Source organism: Allobosea sp. 05T438 (assembly GCF_056396025.1).
This window is the reverse complement of record NZ_JBFTKQ010000010.1, coordinates 139,966-159,690: the sequence shown is the minus strand read 5'-3', so window position 1 is coordinate 159,690 and position 19,725 is coordinate 139,966. Positions and strand designations below refer to the sequence as shown.

Annotated in this window: 15 protein-coding genes and 1 pseudogene; 8 read left to right on the top strand and 8 right to left on the bottom strand. The window is 67.3% G+C overall.

Annotated elements, in window-relative coordinates; genetic code table 11:
- Positions 1 to 7: 7 nt before the first annotated feature.
- Complete coding sequence (locus tag AC1DIN_RS19745) at positions 8 to 871, bottom strand: transporter substrate-binding domain-containing protein (RefSeq protein ID WP_441471929.1); 864 nt, start codon at positions 869 to 871, stop codon at positions 8 to 10.
- Positions 872 to 907: 36 nt separating this feature from the next.
- Positions 908 to 2,098: a M20 metallopeptidase family protein gene (locus AC1DIN_RS19740; RefSeq protein WP_476811023.1), complete on the bottom strand. Its 1,191-nt coding sequence runs from the start codon at positions 2,096 to 2,098 to the stop codon at positions 908 to 910.
- A gap of 127 nt (positions 2,099 to 2,225) precedes the next feature.
- Here AC1DIN_RS19740 and AC1DIN_RS19735 point away from each other — a divergent pair, with 127 nt between their 5' ends.
- The 3 genes and pseudogenes from AC1DIN_RS19735 (at position 2,226) to AC1DIN_RS19725 (ending at position 5,272) form a co-directional block, all read left to right on the top strand.
- Positions 2,226 to 3,353: a trans-sulfuration enzyme family protein gene (locus AC1DIN_RS19735; RefSeq protein ID WP_476811022.1), complete on the top strand. Its 1,128-nt coding sequence runs from the start codon at positions 2,226 to 2,228 to the stop codon at positions 3,351 to 3,353.
- 246 nt (positions 3,354 to 3,599) lie between these two features.
- Positions 3,600 to 4,034, top strand: a pseudogene (locus tag AC1DIN_RS19730) (MFS transporter); the annotation flags it as partial.
- Between the two features lie 5 nt (positions 4,035 to 4,039).
- Positions 4,040 to 5,272, top strand: coding sequence for an anion transporter (locus AC1DIN_RS19725; protein WP_441471926.1), 1,233 nt, complete (start codon positions 4,040 to 4,042; stop codon positions 5,270 to 5,272).
- Positions 5,273 to 5,698: 426 nt separating this feature from the next.
- On the opposite strand, the gene AC1DIN_RS19720 is transcribed toward AC1DIN_RS19725, so the two are convergent.
- Positions 5,699 to 6,694 carry a LysR substrate-binding domain-containing protein gene (locus tag AC1DIN_RS19720; RefSeq protein ID WP_476811021.1) on the bottom strand — a complete coding sequence of 332 codons (996 nt, stop codon included), beginning with the start codon at positions 6,692 to 6,694 and terminating at the stop codon, positions 5,699 to 5,701.
- Positions 6,695 to 6,862: 168 nt separating this feature from the next.
- Between AC1DIN_RS19720 and AC1DIN_RS19715 the strand changes: the two genes are divergently transcribed.
- The gene (locus tag AC1DIN_RS19715; RefSeq protein WP_476811020.1) at positions 6,863 to 8,917 is read left to right on the top strand and encodes an oxidoreductase; all 2,055 of its coding nucleotides are present in this window, start codon (positions 6,863 to 6,865) and stop codon (positions 8,915 to 8,917) included.
- A 13-nt stretch (positions 8,918 to 8,930) separates the two neighbouring features.
- Here AC1DIN_RS19715 and AC1DIN_RS19710 read toward each other — a convergent pair whose 3' ends face one another.
- On the bottom strand, positions 8,931 to 10,073 hold the full coding sequence (locus AC1DIN_RS19710; RefSeq protein WP_476811019.1) for an NAD(P)/FAD-dependent oxidoreductase: 1,143 nt from the start codon (positions 10,071 to 10,073) through the stop codon (positions 8,931 to 8,933).
- A gap of 183 nt (positions 10,074 to 10,256) precedes the next feature.
- Between AC1DIN_RS19710 and AC1DIN_RS19705 the strand changes: the two genes are divergently transcribed.
- The 4 genes from AC1DIN_RS19705 to AC1DIN_RS19690 are packed head-to-tail and all read left to right on the top strand — an operon-like array spanning position 10,257 to position 16,007.
- A complete protein-coding gene (locus AC1DIN_RS19705; RefSeq protein ID WP_476811018.1) occupies positions 10,257 to 12,320 on the top strand; it encodes a hydantoinase/oxoprolinase family protein in 2,064 nt (687 codons plus the stop codon).
- 5 nt (positions 12,321 to 12,325) lie between these two features.
- A complete protein-coding gene (locus AC1DIN_RS19700; protein ID WP_476811017.1) occupies positions 12,326 to 14,314 on the top strand; it encodes a hydantoinase B/oxoprolinase family protein in 1,989 nt (662 codons plus the stop codon).
- Entirely contained in the window at positions 14,311 to 14,628 is a 318-nt protein-coding gene (locus AC1DIN_RS19695; RefSeq protein WP_476811016.1) for a (2Fe-2S)-binding protein, read from the top strand. The genes AC1DIN_RS19700 and AC1DIN_RS19695 overlap by 4 nt, the downstream gene beginning before the upstream one ends.
- Positions 14,625 to 16,007: an FAD/NAD(P)-dependent oxidoreductase gene (locus tag AC1DIN_RS19690; protein WP_476811015.1), complete on the top strand. Its 1,383-nt coding sequence runs from the start codon at positions 14,625 to 14,627 to the stop codon at positions 16,005 to 16,007. Before AC1DIN_RS19695 ends, AC1DIN_RS19690 begins: the two co-directional genes overlap by 4 nt.
- A 10-nt stretch (positions 16,008 to 16,017) precedes the next feature.
- Here AC1DIN_RS19690 and AC1DIN_RS19685 read toward each other — a convergent pair whose 3' ends face one another.
- From AC1DIN_RS19685 to AC1DIN_RS19670, 4 genes are all read right to left on the bottom strand, one after another.
- Positions 16,018 to 16,917, bottom strand: coding sequence for a LysR family transcriptional regulator (locus AC1DIN_RS19685; protein ID WP_476811014.1), 900 nt, complete (start codon positions 16,915 to 16,917; stop codon positions 16,018 to 16,020).
- Positions 16,918 to 17,004: 87 nt separating this feature from the next.
- The gene (locus AC1DIN_RS19680) at positions 17,005 to 18,315 is read right to left on the bottom strand and encodes an NAD(P)/FAD-dependent oxidoreductase (protein WP_476811013.1); all 1,311 of its coding nucleotides are present in this window, start codon (positions 18,313 to 18,315) and stop codon (positions 17,005 to 17,007) included.
- Between the two features lie 11 nt (positions 18,316 to 18,326).
- Positions 18,327 to 19,055, bottom strand: coding sequence for an amino acid ABC transporter ATP-binding protein (locus AC1DIN_RS19675; RefSeq protein ID WP_476811058.1), 729 nt, complete (start codon positions 19,053 to 19,055; stop codon positions 18,327 to 18,329).
- A 2-nt stretch (positions 19,056 to 19,057) separates the two neighbouring features.
- A complete protein-coding gene (locus tag AC1DIN_RS19670) occupies positions 19,058 to 19,714 on the bottom strand; it encodes an amino acid ABC transporter permease (RefSeq protein WP_476811012.1) in 657 nt (218 codons plus the stop codon).
- Positions 19,715 to 19,725 lie beyond the last annotated feature (11 nt).

Genomic DNA, 19,725 nt, shown 5'->3' with positions numbered 1-19,725 from the left:
GCCTGGGTCAGCTCGCGGGCGTGATGTCCATCTCGAACCACTTCAGCGCCAGCTTCTTCAGCGTGCCGTCGTCAATGACGGACTTCAGCGCCTTGTCGAACATCTCCTTGAGCTCGGGATCGCCCTTGCGCAGGCCGACTGCCGAACCCAGCCCGAGCAGACCGCCGGCGAAGAGATAGCCGGACTGGATCATCTCGCCGTTCGACTTCTTCGCCGTGGCCTGGATGTTGATCTGGGAGGCCATCACGGCGTCGACGCGGCCGCTCTTCAGGTCCAGGAAGGTGTCGGGCCCCGAGGGATAGGTGCGGATGGTCAGGACGTCCTTGAAGTAGCGGTTGAGCACGTCGTTCTGGATCGTCGCGACCTGAACCGCGACGGTCTTGCCAGCGAGCGACTTGGCGAGTTCATCGATCGCCTTCTTGGCGGCGGCCTCGTCGGTCAGCGGTACCCGCGTGCCGGTGCCGGGCATGGCCTTGATGCTGCCTTCCTTCATGATCGCGAAGCCCGAGCCGGCGGAGGCGTAGGGACGGGAAAAGGCGATCACCTCCTCGCGCTTGGGCGTGATCGAGAGCGCGTCCATGATCGCGTCGTATTTGCCGTCGGTCAGCCCGGCGATCATGCCATCCCAGGCCTGTGCGATCATCTCGCATTTGACGTTCATGCGGGTGGACAGCTCCTGCAGCAGGTCAGGCTCGAAGCCGATCAGGCGGCCGTCAGGCGCGTGCATGTTGTAGGGAGGGAAGGCGCCTTCCGTGGCGACGCGGATGACCTTCCACTCCTTGGCGGCGGCGGCACGGGGAGCCACGCCCAGAGCGAGGCCGGCGGCCGCGCCGAGGCCCAGCTTGAGGAAGTCGGAGCGGGTGATCGTCATGTCGGGTCTCCAGGGCCTTAGAGAATGCGGGCGGGATCAGGACAGGATGTCGAAGGCGGTGCGGGCGAGGGCTGCGGCGCCCAGTCCGATGCAGCGCTCGTCCGGCTGATAGTCGGAATTGTGCACGCGGTCGTCGCGGCCGGGCTGCGACGAGCCGACCAGCAACTGGCAGGACGGGATCCGCTCCGAGAAATAGGAGAAATCCTCGGCGCCGAAGCGTCCCTCGAGCTGGTCGATCTTGTCCCCGCCGAATTGCTCGGACACCGAGCGGATCACCGCATCGACGACGCCGTCATCGTTGATGAGCGCGGGGGCCCCGCGCTTGTAGTCGATCTCGCAGGTTACGCCCATCGCTGCAGCGACGCCGTCGCAGATGCGCCGGAAGGTGGCTTCCATCGTGTCGCGGCTCTCGGGCGAGCGGCAGCGGACCGTGCCCTGGAACAGACAACTGTCGGGGATGATGTTGTGCGTCGAGCCGCCCTGGATGTGGCCGATGGTGAGCACCGCCGAGCGGGTCGGGTCCATCACGCGCGAAATCGCCGTCTGCAGCTGCATGATCATCGCGGAGGCGGCGACGATCGGATCGAGCGCCGAATGCGGGCGCGCCGCATGGCCCGACTTGCCATGCACGACCACGTCGAATTCGTCGCTGGACGCCGTGGACGCCCCCCGGACATAGCCGAAGCGACCGACCGGCATCTCCGGCCGGTTGTGGAAGGCGAGCGCGATGGCAGCGCCATCGGCCGCGCCATCCGCGACCATGGCGGCGGCTCCGCTCTCGACCGTCTCCTCCGCCGGCTGGAACACGAGCCTGACGCTGCCGCGCAGCCGGGGCGCGATCGCCTGCAGCACCGAGCCGACGCCGAGCAGCGTGGCGGTGTGAATGTCATGGCCGCAGGCATGCATCTTTCCGGGCACGGTGCTGGCGAAGGGCAGCCCCGTCAGCTCCTCCATCGGCAGGGCATCCATGTCGGCTCGGATCAGCAGGCAGGGGCCGGGAGCGCCGCCGGCGATCTCGGCCACGACACCGGTGCGCCCGACGCCGCGCTGCGGCACGAGCCCGATGCGCTCCAGCTCCTGCGCGACGATCTCGGCGGTCCGCGCGGTCTCGAACCCGATTTCGGGGTGGGCGTGGATGTCGCGCCGGATGGCGATCAGCTGCGGCTCGATCTCGGCGACATGGCGTTCGATCGCGAGTGAGAGGTCGTTCTGGCGGTCGGCAGACATCAGAGGCTCTGACGGACGGTAAGGAGACCTGAACTTCGCACAGATCATCAGTCGCCGCAATTGGACCGAGGATCGACAATCGACAATAGACTTCTAAAATGCGCGCTCCCCGGAGCATGATATTCCGATGCACGCCGCGACCATCCTGGCCCAGCTCGACCACGTCACGGATCCGTCGACGGGCGGGCTGGTGCCGTCGATCCATCCCGGCGTGACCTATGTCCGGCCCGGAAGCGACATCGCCCTGGGCTATGCCCGCTCGGGAAACAGCGGCGCGGCGCTTATCGAGACCATCCTCTGTCAGCTCGAAGGTGGCGCCGTGGCCGCGGCGTTCGGGGCCGGAGCGGCAGCGGCCCAGGCCGTGCTCGCGACCTTGCGACCCGGTGACCGGGTGCTGATCGACAGCGGCCTCTACTACGAGTTCGGACGCATGATTGGCGCCTTCGCGGAACGCTTCGGTCTGGGATTGGCGCGGGCCGATCTCTGCGATCTCGATGCGGTCGCCCTGAGCCTCGGTGCCGCGCCGACGCGGCTCGTCTGGGCCGAATGCCCGAGCAACCCGCTCTGGCGCGTGCCGGATCTCGCTGCGCTGGCAGCGCTGGCGCATCGGCATCGCGCAAGGCTGCTGGTCGATGCGACAGCGGCGACCCCGGTGCTCTGCCGGCCGCTGACGCTGGGCGCCGATCTCGTGCTGCATTCGGCGACGAAATACCTCAACGGCCATGGCGATCTGGTCGCCGGCGTGCTCGTTGCGGCAGAGGACGATGGGTGGTGGCATGCGATGCTAGCCGCCCGCGAGGCGCATGGCAGCATCCTGCCGCCCTTCGAGGCCTGGCTGCTGCTGCGCGGCATGCGGTCACTGGCACTTAGGATGGAGCGTGTCTCCACGACGGCTCTGACGCTCGCGGGCTGGCTCGACCGTCATCCGCGCGTCTGCAAGGTGCATTATCCGGGGTTGCCACAGCACCCGCAGCACGGACTGGCCTGCCGGCAATTCCGGGAGGGCTTCGGCGGCATGCTCTCCTTCGAACTCGCCGACGCGGCCGAGGCCGTAGATCTCTGCGCCCGGACGCGGGTCTTCCGCCCCTCGACCTCGCTCGGGTCGCCCGAGAGCCTGATCGAACACAGGTTGAGCACCGAAGGCGAGGAATCCGATTGCCCGCCGGGACTGATCCGGCTGTCGATCGGACTGGAGCATCCGGACGATCTCCTGGCAGATTTAATGGAGATGTTCCGCAGTATAGCGCCTCGCTGATTCTTGGGAGCGGCGAATGGCGAAACTGGCTCTCAGCTAGCCTTCGCAGTTGGCTTCTTATCCATTAGAAGCATCAAGCGGCTTCGCGCCGATTGTGTTAAAAAATCCGGGGGGCTTGAAGTTCAAGCTGGGTCGGCGCGCGGCGGAGAAAACGCTCTTCGGTTGCTAGTGAAGCGCCCCAAGCGAGGCGCCCTCTTCGCCCGCATAGGAACGAAATTTCTACATTGGGACCGGATGAGCCCGCTCAAGGTCAATGCCCGGGGCCGAAAGCCGATCTTCCTGGTCACCTTAGGCGTGCGGGCGCTGAGCGGCGCGCCCTATGTCGTCTCGGACAACCCGTTCTGGCTGGTGGCCGTGCAGGCGCTCAGCGGCGTCGGCGCCGGCATCTTCGGTGCGCTGTTCCCCATCGTGGTGGCGGACCTGACCCGAGGCACCGGCCGCTTCAACGCCGCGCAAGGTGCCGTCGCGACGGTCCAGGGCGTGGGGGCTTCGATCTCCGCCTTGCCGGCGGGCGTGATCATCGTCACCGCCGGCTATTCCGCCGGCTTCGTCACGCTTGCGGCAATCGCGGCTTGCGGCCTCGTTCTCTATGTCGTTGCCATGCCGGAAACGCACGGCTATGAGCCGCCGACCGACCACGGCGCCCGCCCGGTGCCGGCGGCGAGCGAGAGAATGGCCTGATCTGCATGACCGGCTGGGGCCTCAACGCGACGCAGATCCTCGCGATCGCGATCTTCCTCGCGACCTATGTCGCCATCGCGATCGGCCGTATGCCCGGCCTGCGCGTCGACCGTGCGGGAGCGGCGCTGATCGGGGCTGCGCTCATGGTCGGCTGCGGGGTGCTTTCCCTCGAGGATGCCTATCGGGCGATCGATCTCGACACCATCACGCTGCTGCTCGGCATGATGATCGTGGTCGCCAATCTGCGGCTCTCGGGCTTCTTCCGCATGGTGACCGGCTGGGCCGCAGGCCGGGCGCGGCATCCGGTGCTGCTACTGTCGGTCGTAGTGATGACGACCGGCGTGCTCTCCGCCTTCCTCGTCAACGACGCGATCTGCCTGGTGATGGCGCCGATCGTGATCACGCTGACCCGCGCGCTCGACCGCAACCCGGTGCCCTATCTCATCGCGGTGGCGCTCGCCTCCAATGTCGGCTCGACGGCGACGATCACCGGCAACCCCCAGAACATGATCATCGGCAATCTCTCGGGCATCTCCTATGGCGCCTTCACCGGCGCGCTGCTGCCGATCGCGGTGCTGGGGCTGCTGGTGACGATCCTGCTCGTGCTCCTGCTCAATCCGCGCGAATACATGACGCGGCAGGCGCTGCGCAGCGTGACCGTTCCCGCTCACTATCACGGCTGGCTCGCGACGAAGGCAGCGCTGGTTTCGGTGGCGATGATCGCCCTGTTCTTCCTCGGCCAGCCGGTGGCGAAGGTGGCGATCTGCGCGGCAGCGCTGCTGCTGCTCACCCGCAGGATCGAGCCGCGCAAGGTCTACGCCGAGATCGACGGGCCGCTCCTGCTGATGTTCGCCGGGCTCTTCGTCGTGGTGCGGGGGCTTGAACAAGCGGTGTTGACGCCTGACCTGCTGGCGCAGGCCGCCCGCCTCGACCTCGGCAACGCGGCGACCCTGACCGGCGTCACCGCGGTGCTGTCCAACCTCGTCAGCAACGTCCCAGCGGTTCTCGTGCTGAAGCCCTTCGTCGAGCAGCTGCACGATCCCCAGCGCGCCTGGCTCGTCGTGGCGATGGCCTCGACTCTCGCCGGCAACTTCACGCTCCTGGGCTCCGTCGCCAACCTGATCGTCGCCGAGCGCGCCGCCAAGGACGGCATCACCATCGACTTCTGGACCTATTTCAAGGTCGGCGCGCCGCTGACGCTCGCGACGTTGGCGATCGGTATCATCATGCTGCCCTGAATTCAAAAAACTGTCTGGGAGGCTTGGCAGTCCACCTAAATCACAGCCGCTGGCGGTGCCTGGAGGCCGGCTCGCCCCGATTGTGTTGGAAAAATCCGGCCGGCGTGAAGCTCAAGCGGTTCGCGCGCTTTGCAGAGGATAACGTTCTTCGCGCTTCACGATATCGCTCCAACAAGGTCGTTAACGCGATCTACAATTGGATGAAATCTCTACGCTCGTGGAAGCCGATCTCGCTCATAGTATTGTGACGACGTCCGGCTTCGCCGCAATGATGCTCTCCCACCCCTGAGTCGGCCAACGCGCTATGTCCAGGAAATGTAGTCTGTGCGGCGAGCTCTTTACGCCCCTGCGGGAAAAGGGCTAGTCGAGCCGGAAACATTATAAATGTTCTAAGTTGTTGTGCCGGGTTACTTTAGCGCGAGCCAGCTATCGGCGCTCATGGTCTTGGCTCTGACCATCCGAGATGTCGGGCGAGCATTTCGGGCGTGGCCGGAGCGCCTCGTCGAGTGCATCCAATTCCGTCGCGATCTGGGTCCGAAGCCATAGCGCCACCCCTTCGACCATCGCATTGAGAGGCCTCGACCGCGGCGCGATCAAGCTGTGGTGCTGCCCCGTGCGGATGATCAGGTCGGGGGCGGGAATCAGAGTTCCCTTCAGCAAGGCGCTCGAGACCACGCTGAGCCAGCCGAGAGCGATGCCTTCCCCGTTCAGGGCGGCTTGCAGGATGACGGAGTAATCCGTGAACTCGTGCCAGACGCCTTTCGAACTGTTTCGTTGGGCGACATTGCCCCATTCCCGCGCCCATTTGGGCATAGCGTGGTCCGTGAGCCACAAGAACACATGCCCCAACCCGTCCCCGGCGTGATCGAGCCTGCCGCGCGCCTTCAGATAGGCCGGGCTGCAGACGGGGAAGATGATCTCCGGCGCGAAGAACCAGCGATGGTAGCGCGCGTCGTCGTCTTCGACGATGCGCGTTGCCAGATCCACATTGTCGGGAATGCCGCGCAGGACGCCCGGGATGAGGTCGAAACGGATATCGATCTCCGGAAAAGCCGCATGGAATTCGCCCAGCCGCGGCAACAGCCAGTGGGCCACGAACGAGCTGGACATGGAGAGGGTGACGACCGGCTTCGTCGTATTCTGCCGCTGCCGGATCGCTTGGACCGCATCGGCAATGCGCCCGACGGCCTCGCCGACGACGCCGAAGAGATCGCTGCCATCCGCGGTAAGTTCGAGCCCGCGTGCCCGCCGTTCGAAGAGTCTGGCTCCTACCGCAGCCTCCAACTCGGCGACGCTGCGGCTGATCGAGGGCTGGCTGACGTTGAACTCCGCGGCCGCGGCCGTGAAGCTGCCGGTGCGGGCCGCGGCCTCGAAAACCAGAAGCCCCCTCGCGGAGGGGATAAGGCGGGAGAGCTGAGCCATACGCCCAGCGTATGCTTCTCCCAAGGTTTTTCAATCTGGTCCGGTTTCAGACTTGCCGCCACGATCGCCGAAGTTGTTCAGCAGCGCCGCAGTTTCGGGGCTGCCGGTGCTCCCGGACTGAAATAGCGCAGTTGTCCCACTCCGGTTCGATCACAGGGAAGCCATTCAATGAGCGCAACGGTTTCCATGCCGGATCGGCCCCTCGCTGCGCCGCGCGACCCGCTTCTGGAGCCGTTCGCCATCAAGAAGCTGCGACTTCGCAACCGCATCGTCAGCACCAGCCATGCCTCGATGCTGGACGATGGCGGCCTGCCGCTCGAACGCTACCAGCGCTATCACGAGGAAAAGGCCCGTGGCGGCCTCGCCATGACGATGATCGGTGGCTCGGCGATGACATCGCCGGATTCGAGCTGGGGCGGCGGCCAGCTCGACCTCTCCAGTAACCGCATCATTCCGCATCTCGCGGCGCTGTCCGACCGCATTCACGGCCATGGTGCGGCCGTGATGTGCCAAGTTTCGCATCTCGGCCGCCGCGCGACCTCCTATGGCTGGAACTGGCTTCCGGTGCTGGCGCCGTCGCGCGTCAGGGAGACGCGCAACCGCAATTTTCCCAAGGAGATGGACGATGCGGACATCGCGCGCATCATCCGGGATTATGCCGATGCGGCGGTGCGCTGCATGGAGGGTGGGCTTGACGGCATCGAGACGGTGACCGGCGGCCACCTCATCGGCCAGTTCCTGTCGCCGCGCACCAACAAGCGCACCGACGGTTTCGGCGGCTCGCCCGAGAACCGGGCGCGCTTCGGGCTCATGGTCCACGAGGCGATCCGTAAGCGCGTCGGCAACGACGCCGTCGTCGGCATCCGCTTCGTGATCGACGAGGGCGTGGCCGATGGGTCGGATTTCGAGGATTGCCTGCGGCTCGCCCGGATCTTCGAACGCGAAGGCTATATCGACTATTTCAACTGCATCTACGGCCGCATGGACACGGATCTCGCGCTGGCCGAGGACAACATGCCCGGCATGTTCCAGCGCAACGCGCCCTATCTCGCTTCGGTGGCGCAGTTTCGCCGCGAGACGAAGCTGCCGCTGATCCATGCCGGCGGCATTCGCGACGTCGCGACCGCTCGCCACACCATCCGCGAGGGCGTCGTCGATCTGATCGGCATGACCCGTGCTCATATTGCCGACCCGCATCTGGTCAACAAGATCAGGCGCGGGGAGGAGGAGCAGATCCGCCCCTGCGTCGGCGCCTCCTACTGCCTCTACAAGAAGGTCAACTGCATCCATAACGCCGCCAGCGGGCGCGAAACCGTGCTCGGCCATGAAGTCGCGCCGGCCTCGCGAAGCCTGAAGGCCGTGGTGGTCGGCGGCGGGCCGGCCGGGTTGGAAGCCGCCCGCGTCTGTGCTGAGCGAGGGCATTCGGTCGTGCTATTTGAGGCTGCCGCCAAGCTGGGCGGGCAGTTGCTCGTGGCCAGCGCTGCCGACGAGCGTCGCGACCTGATCGGCATCGTCGATTGGCGCATCGCGGAACTCGATCGGCTCGGCGTCGATATGCGGGTGAACTGCTATGCGGAGGCCGATACGGTTCGCGCCGAGGCACCGGACCTCGTGATCGTCGCCACAGGCGGCGTTCCGGATACCGATTGGTTCGAAGGTTCGGAGCTCTGCGACAGTGCCTGGGACGTGCTGACCGGCACGGTGCCCGGCAAGAGCGACGTGCTCGTCTATGATGGGACGGGGCGTCAGGCCGCGGCATCCTGCGCGTTGCAGCTTGCTCGGCAGGGCCGGTCGGTCTGCATCGCCACGCCCGATGACGCGCTTGCCGTCGAGATGTCCTATATCGACAAGTCGAGCTTCAGGAAGCGCTTCGCCGAGCTCGGCATCCGCTCGCTCGTCGATGTCAGGCTGGAGAAGGTCGAGCGCCGGGGCAACGCCTTGCAGGCCACGTTCCGCAACGAGCTGACCGGCGCGGAAAGCCAAGTCGAGGCCGGCCAGATCGTCGTCGAATACGGCACGCTGCCGGCCGCCGAAATCTACCACGAGTTGCGACATCTCTCGGCCAATGACGGGGTGACCGATATCGCGTTCATGCTGGGGAGCGAGGAGGCGGCCGCGCCGGCGCCGGGGCGCTTCCTCCTGCACCGTATCGGCGACGCCGTTTCGAGCCGCGACCTCTATTCCGCGATCTACGAGGCCTACCGGCTTTGCTCGAAGCTCTGAGCGGTCGGCGCTTTCAAGCTGCGGCCGGGCTTCGGCCGCCTTTCGCGTCGGCGAAACGCTCGACTCGGAAGTCATGGAGCGGGATGTCGGTCGTGCCGGTCGCGATCAGCTCGGCCATCGTGTCGCCGACACCCGGGCCGAGCTGGAAGCCGTGGCCACTGAAGCCGAAGGCGTGGAACAGTCCCGGCGTGGTGCCGGATGGGCCCATGACCGGCAGCATATCGGAGAGATAACCCTCGCAGCCCGACCAGGTGCGGATCACCGAGACATTCTCCAGGGCCGGCAGGAGTTGTGTCAGGGCGCGAAGCTGCGCCGGCAGCCGCGCCGGGTCGGGCTTGGCGTGGCCAGGTTCAAGCGCGACGTCGACCCGTTCGGCCGCGCCGCCGAAGACGATATTGCCGCGCTCGACCTGACGGAAATAGGCGTCGGTCCCATGCCGGCGAGTCCAGATGCCGACGACCGGCAGGATGCGATGGGGCAAGGGCTCAGTCACGCCCATCTGCGGCCCGCGCGGGGTAAGCGGCACCGGCTCACCGAATTGCGCGGCGATCCGCATCCCCCAGGCGCCGGCCGTGTTGAGGAGCCTGCCGGCCTCGAACACGCCCTTCGATGTCGTGACGCGGAAGCCTGCCTCGATCTTCTCGATGCTGCCGACCTCGCAATCCTCGACGATCTCCGCGCCGAGCCGCCACGCGGCGTCGGCGAATGCGGGCGCGATCAGGCGTGGATTGCCCGAGCCATCCTGAGGCGAATAGGAGGCTGCGATCGCGCCGGGGCCGAGGCCGGGAAAGCGCGCGCGGATCTCGTTGGCGCCCAGTTCTTCGAGCTCGAGCCCCCAGGGCCGCGCCGCCTCGGCATAGGCGCGCATATCGGCCAGCGCATCCTCTTCGAAGATGAGCCGGAGATGGCCGGTCGCGCGGAATTCCACATCGCGGCCGAGCAACCGTTCCGCATCGCCCCATAGCGTGCGGGAGCGATGCGCGAGCGGCAATTGCGTGAGATGCCGCCCGGTCCGGCGGATATTGCCGAAGGATGCGACGGTGGCGCCCGTTCCGACCCGGTGACGTTCGATCAGCGTGACCTTCAGGCCGCGCCGCTTCAGGAAGAAGGTTGCGGCGGTTCCCATCAGGCCGCCGCCGAGCACGATCACATCCATGTCCAGCCTCTTGCCACTGCGGCGGCAATTTACACGCGGCCGAACCTGACGCGGGTGCGCGGAGCCGTCAAAGACGCGATGGCCGGCAGGCCATAAGTCCAGCCTATGGTCCTGCCCCGCATGTCTCTTGGACCGCGTCGCGGCTTCCGTGCCAGCTTCCGGCCGCCAGCAAGAGGAGCGGACATGGACGGCGGAACTGTGCCGAGTGCGGACTGGAAGGTCGGCGTCGATATCGGCGGCACCTTCATCGATTTCTGCGCGCTGGAGACGCGCTCCGGCCAGGTCGCGTCGCTGAAGGTCTTGACGACGCCCGACGATCCGGGCGCCGAGCTGATGACGGGCCTCTCGCTGCTCGTCGAGCGCGAGGGGCTCGATCCCGGGGCCGTCACGCGCTTCGTCCATGGCACCACGGTCGGCGTCAATACGATCATTCAGCGCAAGGGCGCAGTGCTGGCGCTGTTCACCAATGCCGGCTTCGAAGATGTCATCGAGCTGGCGCGGCTGCGCATGCCGGAGGTCTATTCGCTGTTCTGCTCCCGCCCGGAGCAGCTCATCACCCGCGACCGGGTGTTCGGCATTCCCGCCCGCATGCGTTCGGACGGGCGCGAGACGGTGAAGCCCGATCTCGAAGCCGTCGCTGCCGCCATCGCTTCGGCAAAGGCGCGGGGAGCTGTCGGCATCGTCATCGCCTTCCTCCACGCCTGGCGCGACGGCGCGCAGGAGGAGGCGGTGAAGGCCGAGATCGCCCGGCTGGCTCCGGAGCTCTTCGTCTTCACCTCCGCCGAGGTCTGGCCGGTGATCCGCGAATACGAGCGGACGACGACGGCGATCCTCAACGCCTACGTCCATCCCCGCATCGCGGGCTATCTGACGGCGCTGGAGCAGCGGCTGGCGGATCGCGGCGTGCCGGCGCGGGCGCTCCTGACCAAGTCGAATGGCGGCGTGATGAACGCTGCCGAGGGCAAGCGCGCCTGCGTCTCCATGCTGCTCTCCGGCACGGCTTCGGGCGTGATCGGCGCGACCTGGTTCGCCCGCCAAGCCGGCGAGAAGCGCGTGCTGACGCTCGATATCGGCGGCACATCCGCCGACTTCGCCCTGATCATCGACGGCGAGCCGCAATACGGCACCGGCGAGATGATCGGCGAGTTCCCGCTGTACATCCCTTCCGTCTCGGTGAGCTCGATCGGCATCGGTGGCGGTTCGATCGCGACGGTCGACGGGCAGGGCGTGCTGCGGGTCGGGCCGGAATCGGCCGGCTCGACACCGGGGCCGGCCTGCTACGGGCGCGGTGGCGAGCGAGCGACCGTCACCGACGCCATGGTGGTCTGCGGCTGGCTCGGCCATAGCGAGATGGCCTATGGCCAGTTGAAGATGGATGCCGGCCTCGCCCGGGCCGCCGTCGGGCGCCTCGCCGAGAGGCTCGGCCGGTCGCTCGACGACACGGCGCAGGCGATCCTCGATATCGCCGTCTCCGAGATGTTCGTCGAGGTCGAGAAGCTGTCCTCGCGGGCGGGCGTCGATCTCAAGGACTTCACCCTGATGCCGTTCGGCGGCGGTGGGCCGATGCTCGGCGCCTTCCTCGCCCGCGAACTCGGCATGACCAGGCTGCTGGCGCCGCGCCGGCCGGGTGTCGTCTCGGCATTGGGCGGGCTCGTCGCCGATCTGCGCGGCGATTTCGTCCGCACGCTCTTCGCCGAGCTGTCCCCGACGGTGCTGCCGGAGCTGAAGGCGGCGTCGGCTGCGATGGTTCAGGAGGGGCGCAACTGGCTTGCGGCGCAGGGCCATGCCGGCCCGGCCGATCTCAGGTTCTCGGCGGATATGCGTTATGTCGGCCAGAGCTACGAGATCGAGGTTCCCTTGCAGCCGGCCTGGCTCGAAGCCGGCGACCCGGCGGCGATCGCTCGCGAATTCCACCGGACTCACCAGCGGATCTACGATTTCGACGACGCGGACGGCCGGATCGAGATCGTCAACCTGCGCCTCTCGGCCGTCGGTGCGGGACCGGTCCTCACTTTTCCCGAAGCCGCCGAGGTCGACGCGGCCGCGACGCCGGTATGCGAACTCGATATCCATACCGGCGGGTCGCGAAGGGCGGTCGGACTGTACCGCCGCGCCGACCTGCCGCCCGGCAGCCGCTTCGCCGGCCCGGCTGTCGTTGCCCAGGAGGACACCACGGTGGCCATACCTGCCGGCGCGATGGCGCGGATCGACGGCCATCTCAACCTTCATCTGACTTTCGCTGGGTGATATCGATGTTCGACCGGATGAAGCTTCAGGTGCTCGCGAACCATGCGCGCGCCGCCGCTGAGAACATGGCGCATACGCTGCACCGCACGGCGCATTCCGCCTTCGTCAAGGAGACGGAGGATTTCACGGTGATGCTGATCAGCCGCAGCGGCGACACCTTCGCCGTGCCGATGGAGCTGGGCGCGACCTGGTATCCCGGCCTGTCCTGGGCGCCGGCGCTGGCGATGGTCGACGACTATAAGCCCGGCGACGTCGCCTTCACCAACGACCCCTATTCCTGCTTCGTCGCCACCCACGCGCCCGATACCCATCTCTGGAAGCCGGTCTTCCACGAGGGCGAGATCGTGGCCTGGACCGGCGGCCATATCCACAACACCGACATGGGCGGCGCAGTGCCGGCCTCGCTCTCGCGGGCACTGATCGAAATCCATCAGGAGGGCATCCGCTTTCCGCCGATGAAGCTCGTCAACGAAGGTGTCTTCGACGAGCAGATCCTCAGGATCATGACGACCAATGTCCGCAAGCCGGACCTGAACATCGGCGACATCAAGGCCCTGGTCGGCGCGCTCAACACCGGCGAGCGCAAGGCGCTGGCCATGATCGAGAAGTTTGGCCGCGAGGCCTTCCTCGGCGGCGTCGAGGCGCTGCTCGACCATGCCGAGGCGCAGGCGCGCGAGGTGCTGCGCGGCATGCCGGATGGAACCTGGGAATTCGCCGATTATGCCGACGAGGATTCGGTCGAGGCCAATCCCTGCCGCCTGAAGCTCAGGCTCACCATCCGCGACGACGAGGCGGTACTGGATTTCACCGGCTCCGATCCGCAGCTCGCTTCCTCGCTCAACGTGCCGAGCGGCGGCAACCCGCGGCACACGATCCTGCTCGTCGGGGTCTACTACGTCCTCTACACGCTGAATCCGAAGATCCTGCTCAATACCGGGCTGACGCGTCCCTTCACCTGCATCGCGCCGGAGGGAACGGTGCTGAACCCGGTCTTCCCGGCCGCTGTCGGCATGCGCTCGCTCACCTGTGCCAGGCTTCGTTCCGTGATCTTCGGTGCGTTTTCGCAGGCCGTGCCGGAGCGGCTGCCCGCCGCGCCCGCCGGCAACAACTGCATCGTCAACGTGATGACGACGGACGAGCGCACGAGCCGGACCGTCATCGCCGCTGTGAACCCGGTGGTGGGCGGCGGCGGCGGCATGCCGCATCGCGACGGCACCAACGGCTCCGGTGCCGACGCGGCCTATCTCAAGAACACGCCGATCGAGATCACCGAAACCGAGACCCCGGTCGAATTCGTCAAATACGGGCTGGCCAAAGATAGCGGTGGTGCCGGGCGCTGGCGCGGCGGGCTTGCCACCGACATGGCCTTCCGCGTCTTCGCGCCCGACAGCCGCATCACCGCCCGCAACCGCGACCGCAGCTTCTTCCGGCCCTGGGGCGTGCTGGGCGGCAAGGCGGCGGGGCTGTCCGACATGGTCGTCAATCCCGGCCAGCCCGAGGAACGGCGGCTCGGCAATATCGACACCGCCGTGCTTCAGCCGGGGGATGTCTTGGAGATCCGCTCGGCCGGCGGCGGCGGCCGCGGGCACCCCTTCGACCGGGAGGCCTGGCGCGTGGTGCAGGACGTCGTGCGCGGCTATGTTTCGCCGGAGGCGGCGGAGCGGGATTATGGCGTCGTCACGCAGGACGGAGTCCTGGACGAGGAAGCGACGAAGGCGCGGCGCGCCGACCGAGCGCCCATCGCCGGCCACTTCCATTTCGGCCCGGAGCGCGAGGGCTACGAGGCGCAATGGACGCGGGACGCCTATGACAGGCTGACGGCGATCCTCGCCGGCCTGCCGATCCACTGGCGCTTCTTCGCGAAGACCGAGATCTTCCGCCGCATGAAGGGCAGGGCCGGCGCTGATGGTGTCGACGAGGCTTTTGCCGCGGCCAAGCTGCGGTTTCCCGAGATGCCGGAGCCACGGCTGGTCCATGCCGAGGCGGCCGAATGAGCACAGCCGCGAGCGAAGGGGCGGGCCGGCTGGTTCGATTGGCCGAGGTCGATCGCGCCCCGTTGCGCTTCTTCCTCGATGGCAGCGAGCACCGGGCTTTGACGGGCGACACCGTGCTCAGCGCGGTGCTGTCGGTCGCGCCGGCACTGCGCCGCTCGGAATTCGGCCCGGAGGCCCGTGCAGGCTTCTGTCTCATGGGAGCCTGCCAGAACTGCTGGATCTGGCAGGAGGATGGACCAAGGCTGCGGGCGTGCTCGACGCCGCTGGCCGAAGGCATGCGCCTCCTGTCCGACGCGCCGGGAAAATGGCCATGAGCGACGCAGCAGGACCGCGGGTCGTTGTCGTCGGGGCCGGGCCGGCTGGCATCCGGGCTGCCGAGGCACTCGTTGTCGGCGGGCTGATGCCCATCGTCATCGACGAGGGCGAGCGCGCCGGAGGCCAGATTTATCGCCGGCCGCCGCAGGGTTTCACGCGCCCGCCAGAGGCCCTCTATGGCTCCGAGGCTGCCAAGGCGATCGCGCTGCACCAGACCTTCGATTCCCTGGCGGCGGCCGGCAGCCTCCTTCATCATTCACGCAGTTCCGTCATCGCCATTGCGGACGGGCGATTGCAGGTCATTGGCGACGCAGGGGCGCGCTGGGTTTCCTATGACCGGCTGATCCTCGCTGCGGGAGCCATGGATCGCATCATGCCCGTGCCGGGCTGGGAGAATGCCGGCGTCTACGGGCTCGGCGCGATGCAGATCGCGCTGAAGGCGCAGGGGGCCGCGTTGGGACGGCGCATCGTGCTGGCTGGCTCCGGCCCGCTGCTCACACTGCTCGCGGTGCAATTGCTCAAGGCCGGAGGGCAGATCGCGGCGGTCCTCGATACCGCGCCCATGCGCCGGCAATTGCGCGGCTTCTCAGGCCTCTCGGCAAGGCCGCTCTTTGCCTTGCGCGGGTTGATGATGCGCCGGCGCCTGGCCGGGCTCTACCATGCCGGCGTCCAGTTGGATCGCATCGAGGTGAATGAGCGCGGCCCGGTCGCCCTGTTCTGGCGCGATGAAGCGGGCCGGAGCCAGCGTACGGCCTGCGATGCGGTCGGCATGGGTTGGCACCTGCGGGCAGAGACCCGTCTTGCGGACCTGGCCGGCTGCGACTTCGCCTATGACGAGACCTGGCGGCAATGGCTGCCGCAGGCCGACGCCATGGGGCGGGCCGGACGCGGCGTCTATCTCGCCGGGGACGGGCTCAGGATACTCGGCGCCGATGGGGCCGAGGTCGCAGGGCGGCTCGCCGCGGCGGCCTGTCTGAAGGATCTCGGTCTGCCGGCACCGGACATGGCGGCGGATAAGCGCCTGTTGGCCCGGTTCGGCCGCTTCGCGCGCGGCGTCGCGGAGGCTTTTCCCTGGCCGGCCGAGACGGCGGCCGAATTGCCGGATGAGACGGTGGTCTGTCGTTGCGAAGGTGTTACGGCCGGCGAGCTGCGCCGGACCGTCGATTTCGGTGGTGGCGAGGTCAATCGCGTCAAATCGCTCGGGCGCGCCGGCATGGGGCGCTGCCAGGGCCGCTATTGCGAACTGGCCGCCGCGGAAATCGTCGCCGGCAGCGCGGGGCATGCTTGCGCGGCTGCGGCGGGCCGGCTGCGCGGACAAGCGCCGGTGAGGCCAGCGCCGATCGCTGCCCTGATTCAGGATGCGCCTGCCGACGGATAGGGTCGAGCGCTCAGGCGCCGGGCGGGCGATTGAGGTCCCGGCAGGCGGCACGCAGGCAATTGCGCATCAGCTCATGGCTGGCCGAGAGTGGCCGGTCTTTGCTGGTCAGGATGGCGACGGGCACTTCGATCCGGGGTTCGAACGGCCGGGTCACGACGCCGTTGAACTGCTCCCAGGGCAGGAGACTGTCGACGATGGCGATGCCGAGCCCGTCCCGCACATAGGGCAGGGCCGTGATCGATAGGTCGATCTCGATCGCCGGGGCGTAAGCAAAATCTTCGGCCTCAGCCGATGCTGCCAGCAACCGTCCCGGCAACGTGTCGGCGCGGTAGGAAATCAGCGTCTCGTCGCAGATGTCGGCGAAGCAGACGCGGTCGAGCGCGGCCAGCCGATGCCCGGCCGACACGACACAGACCAGCGTGGCGCGCCCGACCGTCTCGGCATGGATGCCCGCATGCGGCAGGTTGTTCATGGCGATGCCGAGGGAGACTTCGCCATTGCGCAGCATCTCGACGATGGATGTCTGCGAGGCGATGAGCGAGCGCACCACAATCTCGGGATGCTCCTCCCGGAAGGCGGTCAGGGCGCGCGGCACGATCGACATGGAAGGCGGAGCCGACGCGGCGAGCCGGACGAGGCCGGTGCGCCCGTGCCGCATGTCGACCGTCCGTCGCCTGAGCGCATCGAGCTCGCCGAAGATGTGCTCGGCCTGGGAGTACAGCTCCTCCGCCTCCTGCGTTGGCACAAGCCGGCCGCGCACGCGGTTGAACAGCTTGAAGCCGAGTTGGTCCTCGGCGTGAAGAAGAATCTGGCTCAAGGCCGGCTGCGAGATGTTCAGCATCGCGGCCGCGCCGGTGACCGTGCCGCAGCGCATCAACGTGCAGAAGACTTCGAGTTGGCGCGCCCGCATCTGTCCTCCCATCAACGGCGATAGCGCAGACATCGCCGCCGCCGGCGCGGATGTCCAGCCTCAACCGCCCTCGGGTTTGCTCCCGGTCTATCGCTGGTCCCATCGATCCCGCATTTCGTAGAAGAGCACGGCCAGCGGCAGGAACCAGGGCTTGCCGTAATAAAGCGGGCGGCTGCGGAAGGGCAGGCCGGCATAGGCGCTGGGCTGCCCCGTATCGCCGAGCATGCGCTGCGCGATCTTGTGGCCGAACCAGCTCGCCCGAGCGATGCCGGTGCCGTTGTAGCCGCAGGCATAGAAGACACCCTCCTGCTCGCCGAGATGGGGCAGCTTGTCGAAGGTGAAGCCGGTCTGGCCGTGCCAGTAATGGGTGATCGGCGTCCGTTCCAGCTGGGGGAAGACCTGCAGCATCTGCTTGCGCAGGTGCCCGGCATTGGCGTGGGCGACATTCTCCCCGGTCACCTTGAGCACGCGTCCGCCGAAAAGAATCCGGGTCCCGTCGGGCGAGGGGCGGTAATAGGTCACGACACGCTGGCTGCCCGCCAGCATGCGCCGCTTCGGCATGAGGCGATCCATCACCTCGGCCGGGAGCTGGCCGGTCGCGATCAGCGCACTGCGGATGGGAATGATCCGCCGCTGCAGGAAGGGCAGGAGCGCGCCGGTATAGCCGTTGGTCGCGACGAGAAGCTGCTTCGCCGCGGTTTTTCGTTTGCCCACAGAGAGATTGAACCCGCTGCCTTGCGGCGAGATCGCCGTGACCCTGGCGCCGCTGACGATCTGCACGCCGAGCCGCCGCGCGGCTTCGGCGAGACCGGCGACATAGCGGGCCGGATGCAGGCCGGCATAGCCGGGCATGGCGAGGCCGCCATGATAGAGTTCGGTGCCGATCTCGCTTTGCTGCTCGGCCCGCGGGACCAGGTAGGCATCGCAGGGCATGACCTGCCGGATGCGGTCGAGATTGCGCCCCATCGCCTCGTAGAGGCGTGGCGTCATCGCCCCCCGGAAATAGCCGACCACCGCCAGATCGCAGTCGATGGCCTCCCGCGCCACCACGTCCTTGACGTGCTGCAAGGCGAGAAAACTCTCCTCGACGATGGCGCGCGCCTTGTCCGGGCCATAGGCCATCGCGGTGTCGAAGGTCGCCCAGCCGGGGCCGAGCATCCCGCCATTGCGGGAGGAGGCGCCCCAGCCCGGCGCTTCCGCGTCCAGCACGGTCACCTGCTTGCCGGCGCGCGCCAGGGTCAGCGCGGCGTTGAGGCCGGTGAAGCCCGCGCCGACGATGGTGACCTCGCTCTGTGCCGGAAGTTCTACCGGGGCCTGCGCCGCAGGCCTCGCGGCGTCCCACCAATAGGGCGTGTCGACCGCGTCGTCGCTGAAGAACGGACCGGACAGGCGTGCCATGCGCGTAACCCTCAGGATGGCAGGATGCGCCGCAGGAAATCCTGCGTTCGCGGATGTTGCGGCCGGCTCAGCACGGCTTCGGGCGAGCCCTGTTCGACGAGGACGCCGCCATCGAGGAACAGCACGCGGTCCGCGACTTCGCGGGCAAACCCCATCTCGTGCGTGACGACGACCATCGTCATGCCTTCGTCGGCAAGCGAGCGCATGACGGCGAGGACCTCTCCCACGAGCTCCGGGTCGAGCGCCGAAGTCGGCTCGTCGAACAGAATGGCGTCGGGCTTCATGCCGAGCGCGCGCGCAATCGCGACGCGCTGCTGCTGGCCGCCGGAGAGTTGGGCCGGATAAGCGTCGATCTTGGCGCCGAGCCCGACCCGCGTGAGCAGCTCGCGCGAGCGCGCCAGAACCTCCTCGCGCTGTTCCTTCTTCACGAAGATCGGGCCTTCCGCGACGTTTTCCAGCGCCGTCCGATGCGGGAACAGGTTGAAGCGCTGGAAGACCATGGCGACGCGGGTCCGCACCTGTCGGATGCTGGGCGAGCCGGTGTCGACCCGCTCGCCATGCACGGTGATCTCGCCGCCCTGATAGGTCTCCAGGCCGTTGATGCAGCGCAGGAGCGTCGATTTGCCGGAGCCGGACGGCCCGATGATGCAGACCACCTCACCCTTCTCGACCGCGAAGGAGACGTCGTGGATGACCTCGAGAGTGCCGAATGATTTTCGGATGTTGCGCAGTTCGATGATGCTCATCGGGCCTGCCTCATGCGTCGTTCGAGCCAGCTGTTGAAGGCCGTGAGCGGCAGGCTCATACCGAGATAGATCAGCGCCACGAGCGTGAAGATCGTGGTGTTCTCGAAAGTCGAGGATGCCAAGAGCTTGCCCTGCAGCGACAGCTCCGCGACGGTGATCGTCGAGGCGAGCGAGGAATCCTTGAGCAGCATGACCATTGTGCTGCCATAGGGGGGTAGCGCCACGCGGATCGCCTGGGGCAAGATGACCCGCCGCATCAGCAGGCCCCAGCCCATGCCGATTGAGAGCGCCGCTTCCGTCTGCCCGCGGTCGATCGCTTCGATGCCGGCCCGGAAGACCTCGGCCATGTAGGGCGAATAGGCGATGCCGAGGCCGATGATGGCCGCCTGCACGGCGCTCAGCGACAGGCCGAGATCCGGCAGCACGAAGTAGATGTAGAACAGGGTGACGATACCGGGGATGCCGCGCACGATGACGATGATCGTGCGCGCCGTCCAGGCGAGCGGCGCGATGCCGCTCACCCGCATGAAGGCCCAGACCAGGCCCAGCGCCGTCGCGAGGACGAAGGCGCCGAGCGTGACCAGCAGAGTGAGGTAGACGCCCTGCATCAGGATCGGCAGATACGTCGGAACCTGGGTGAGAAAATGCGTCATGGCCGGATGGG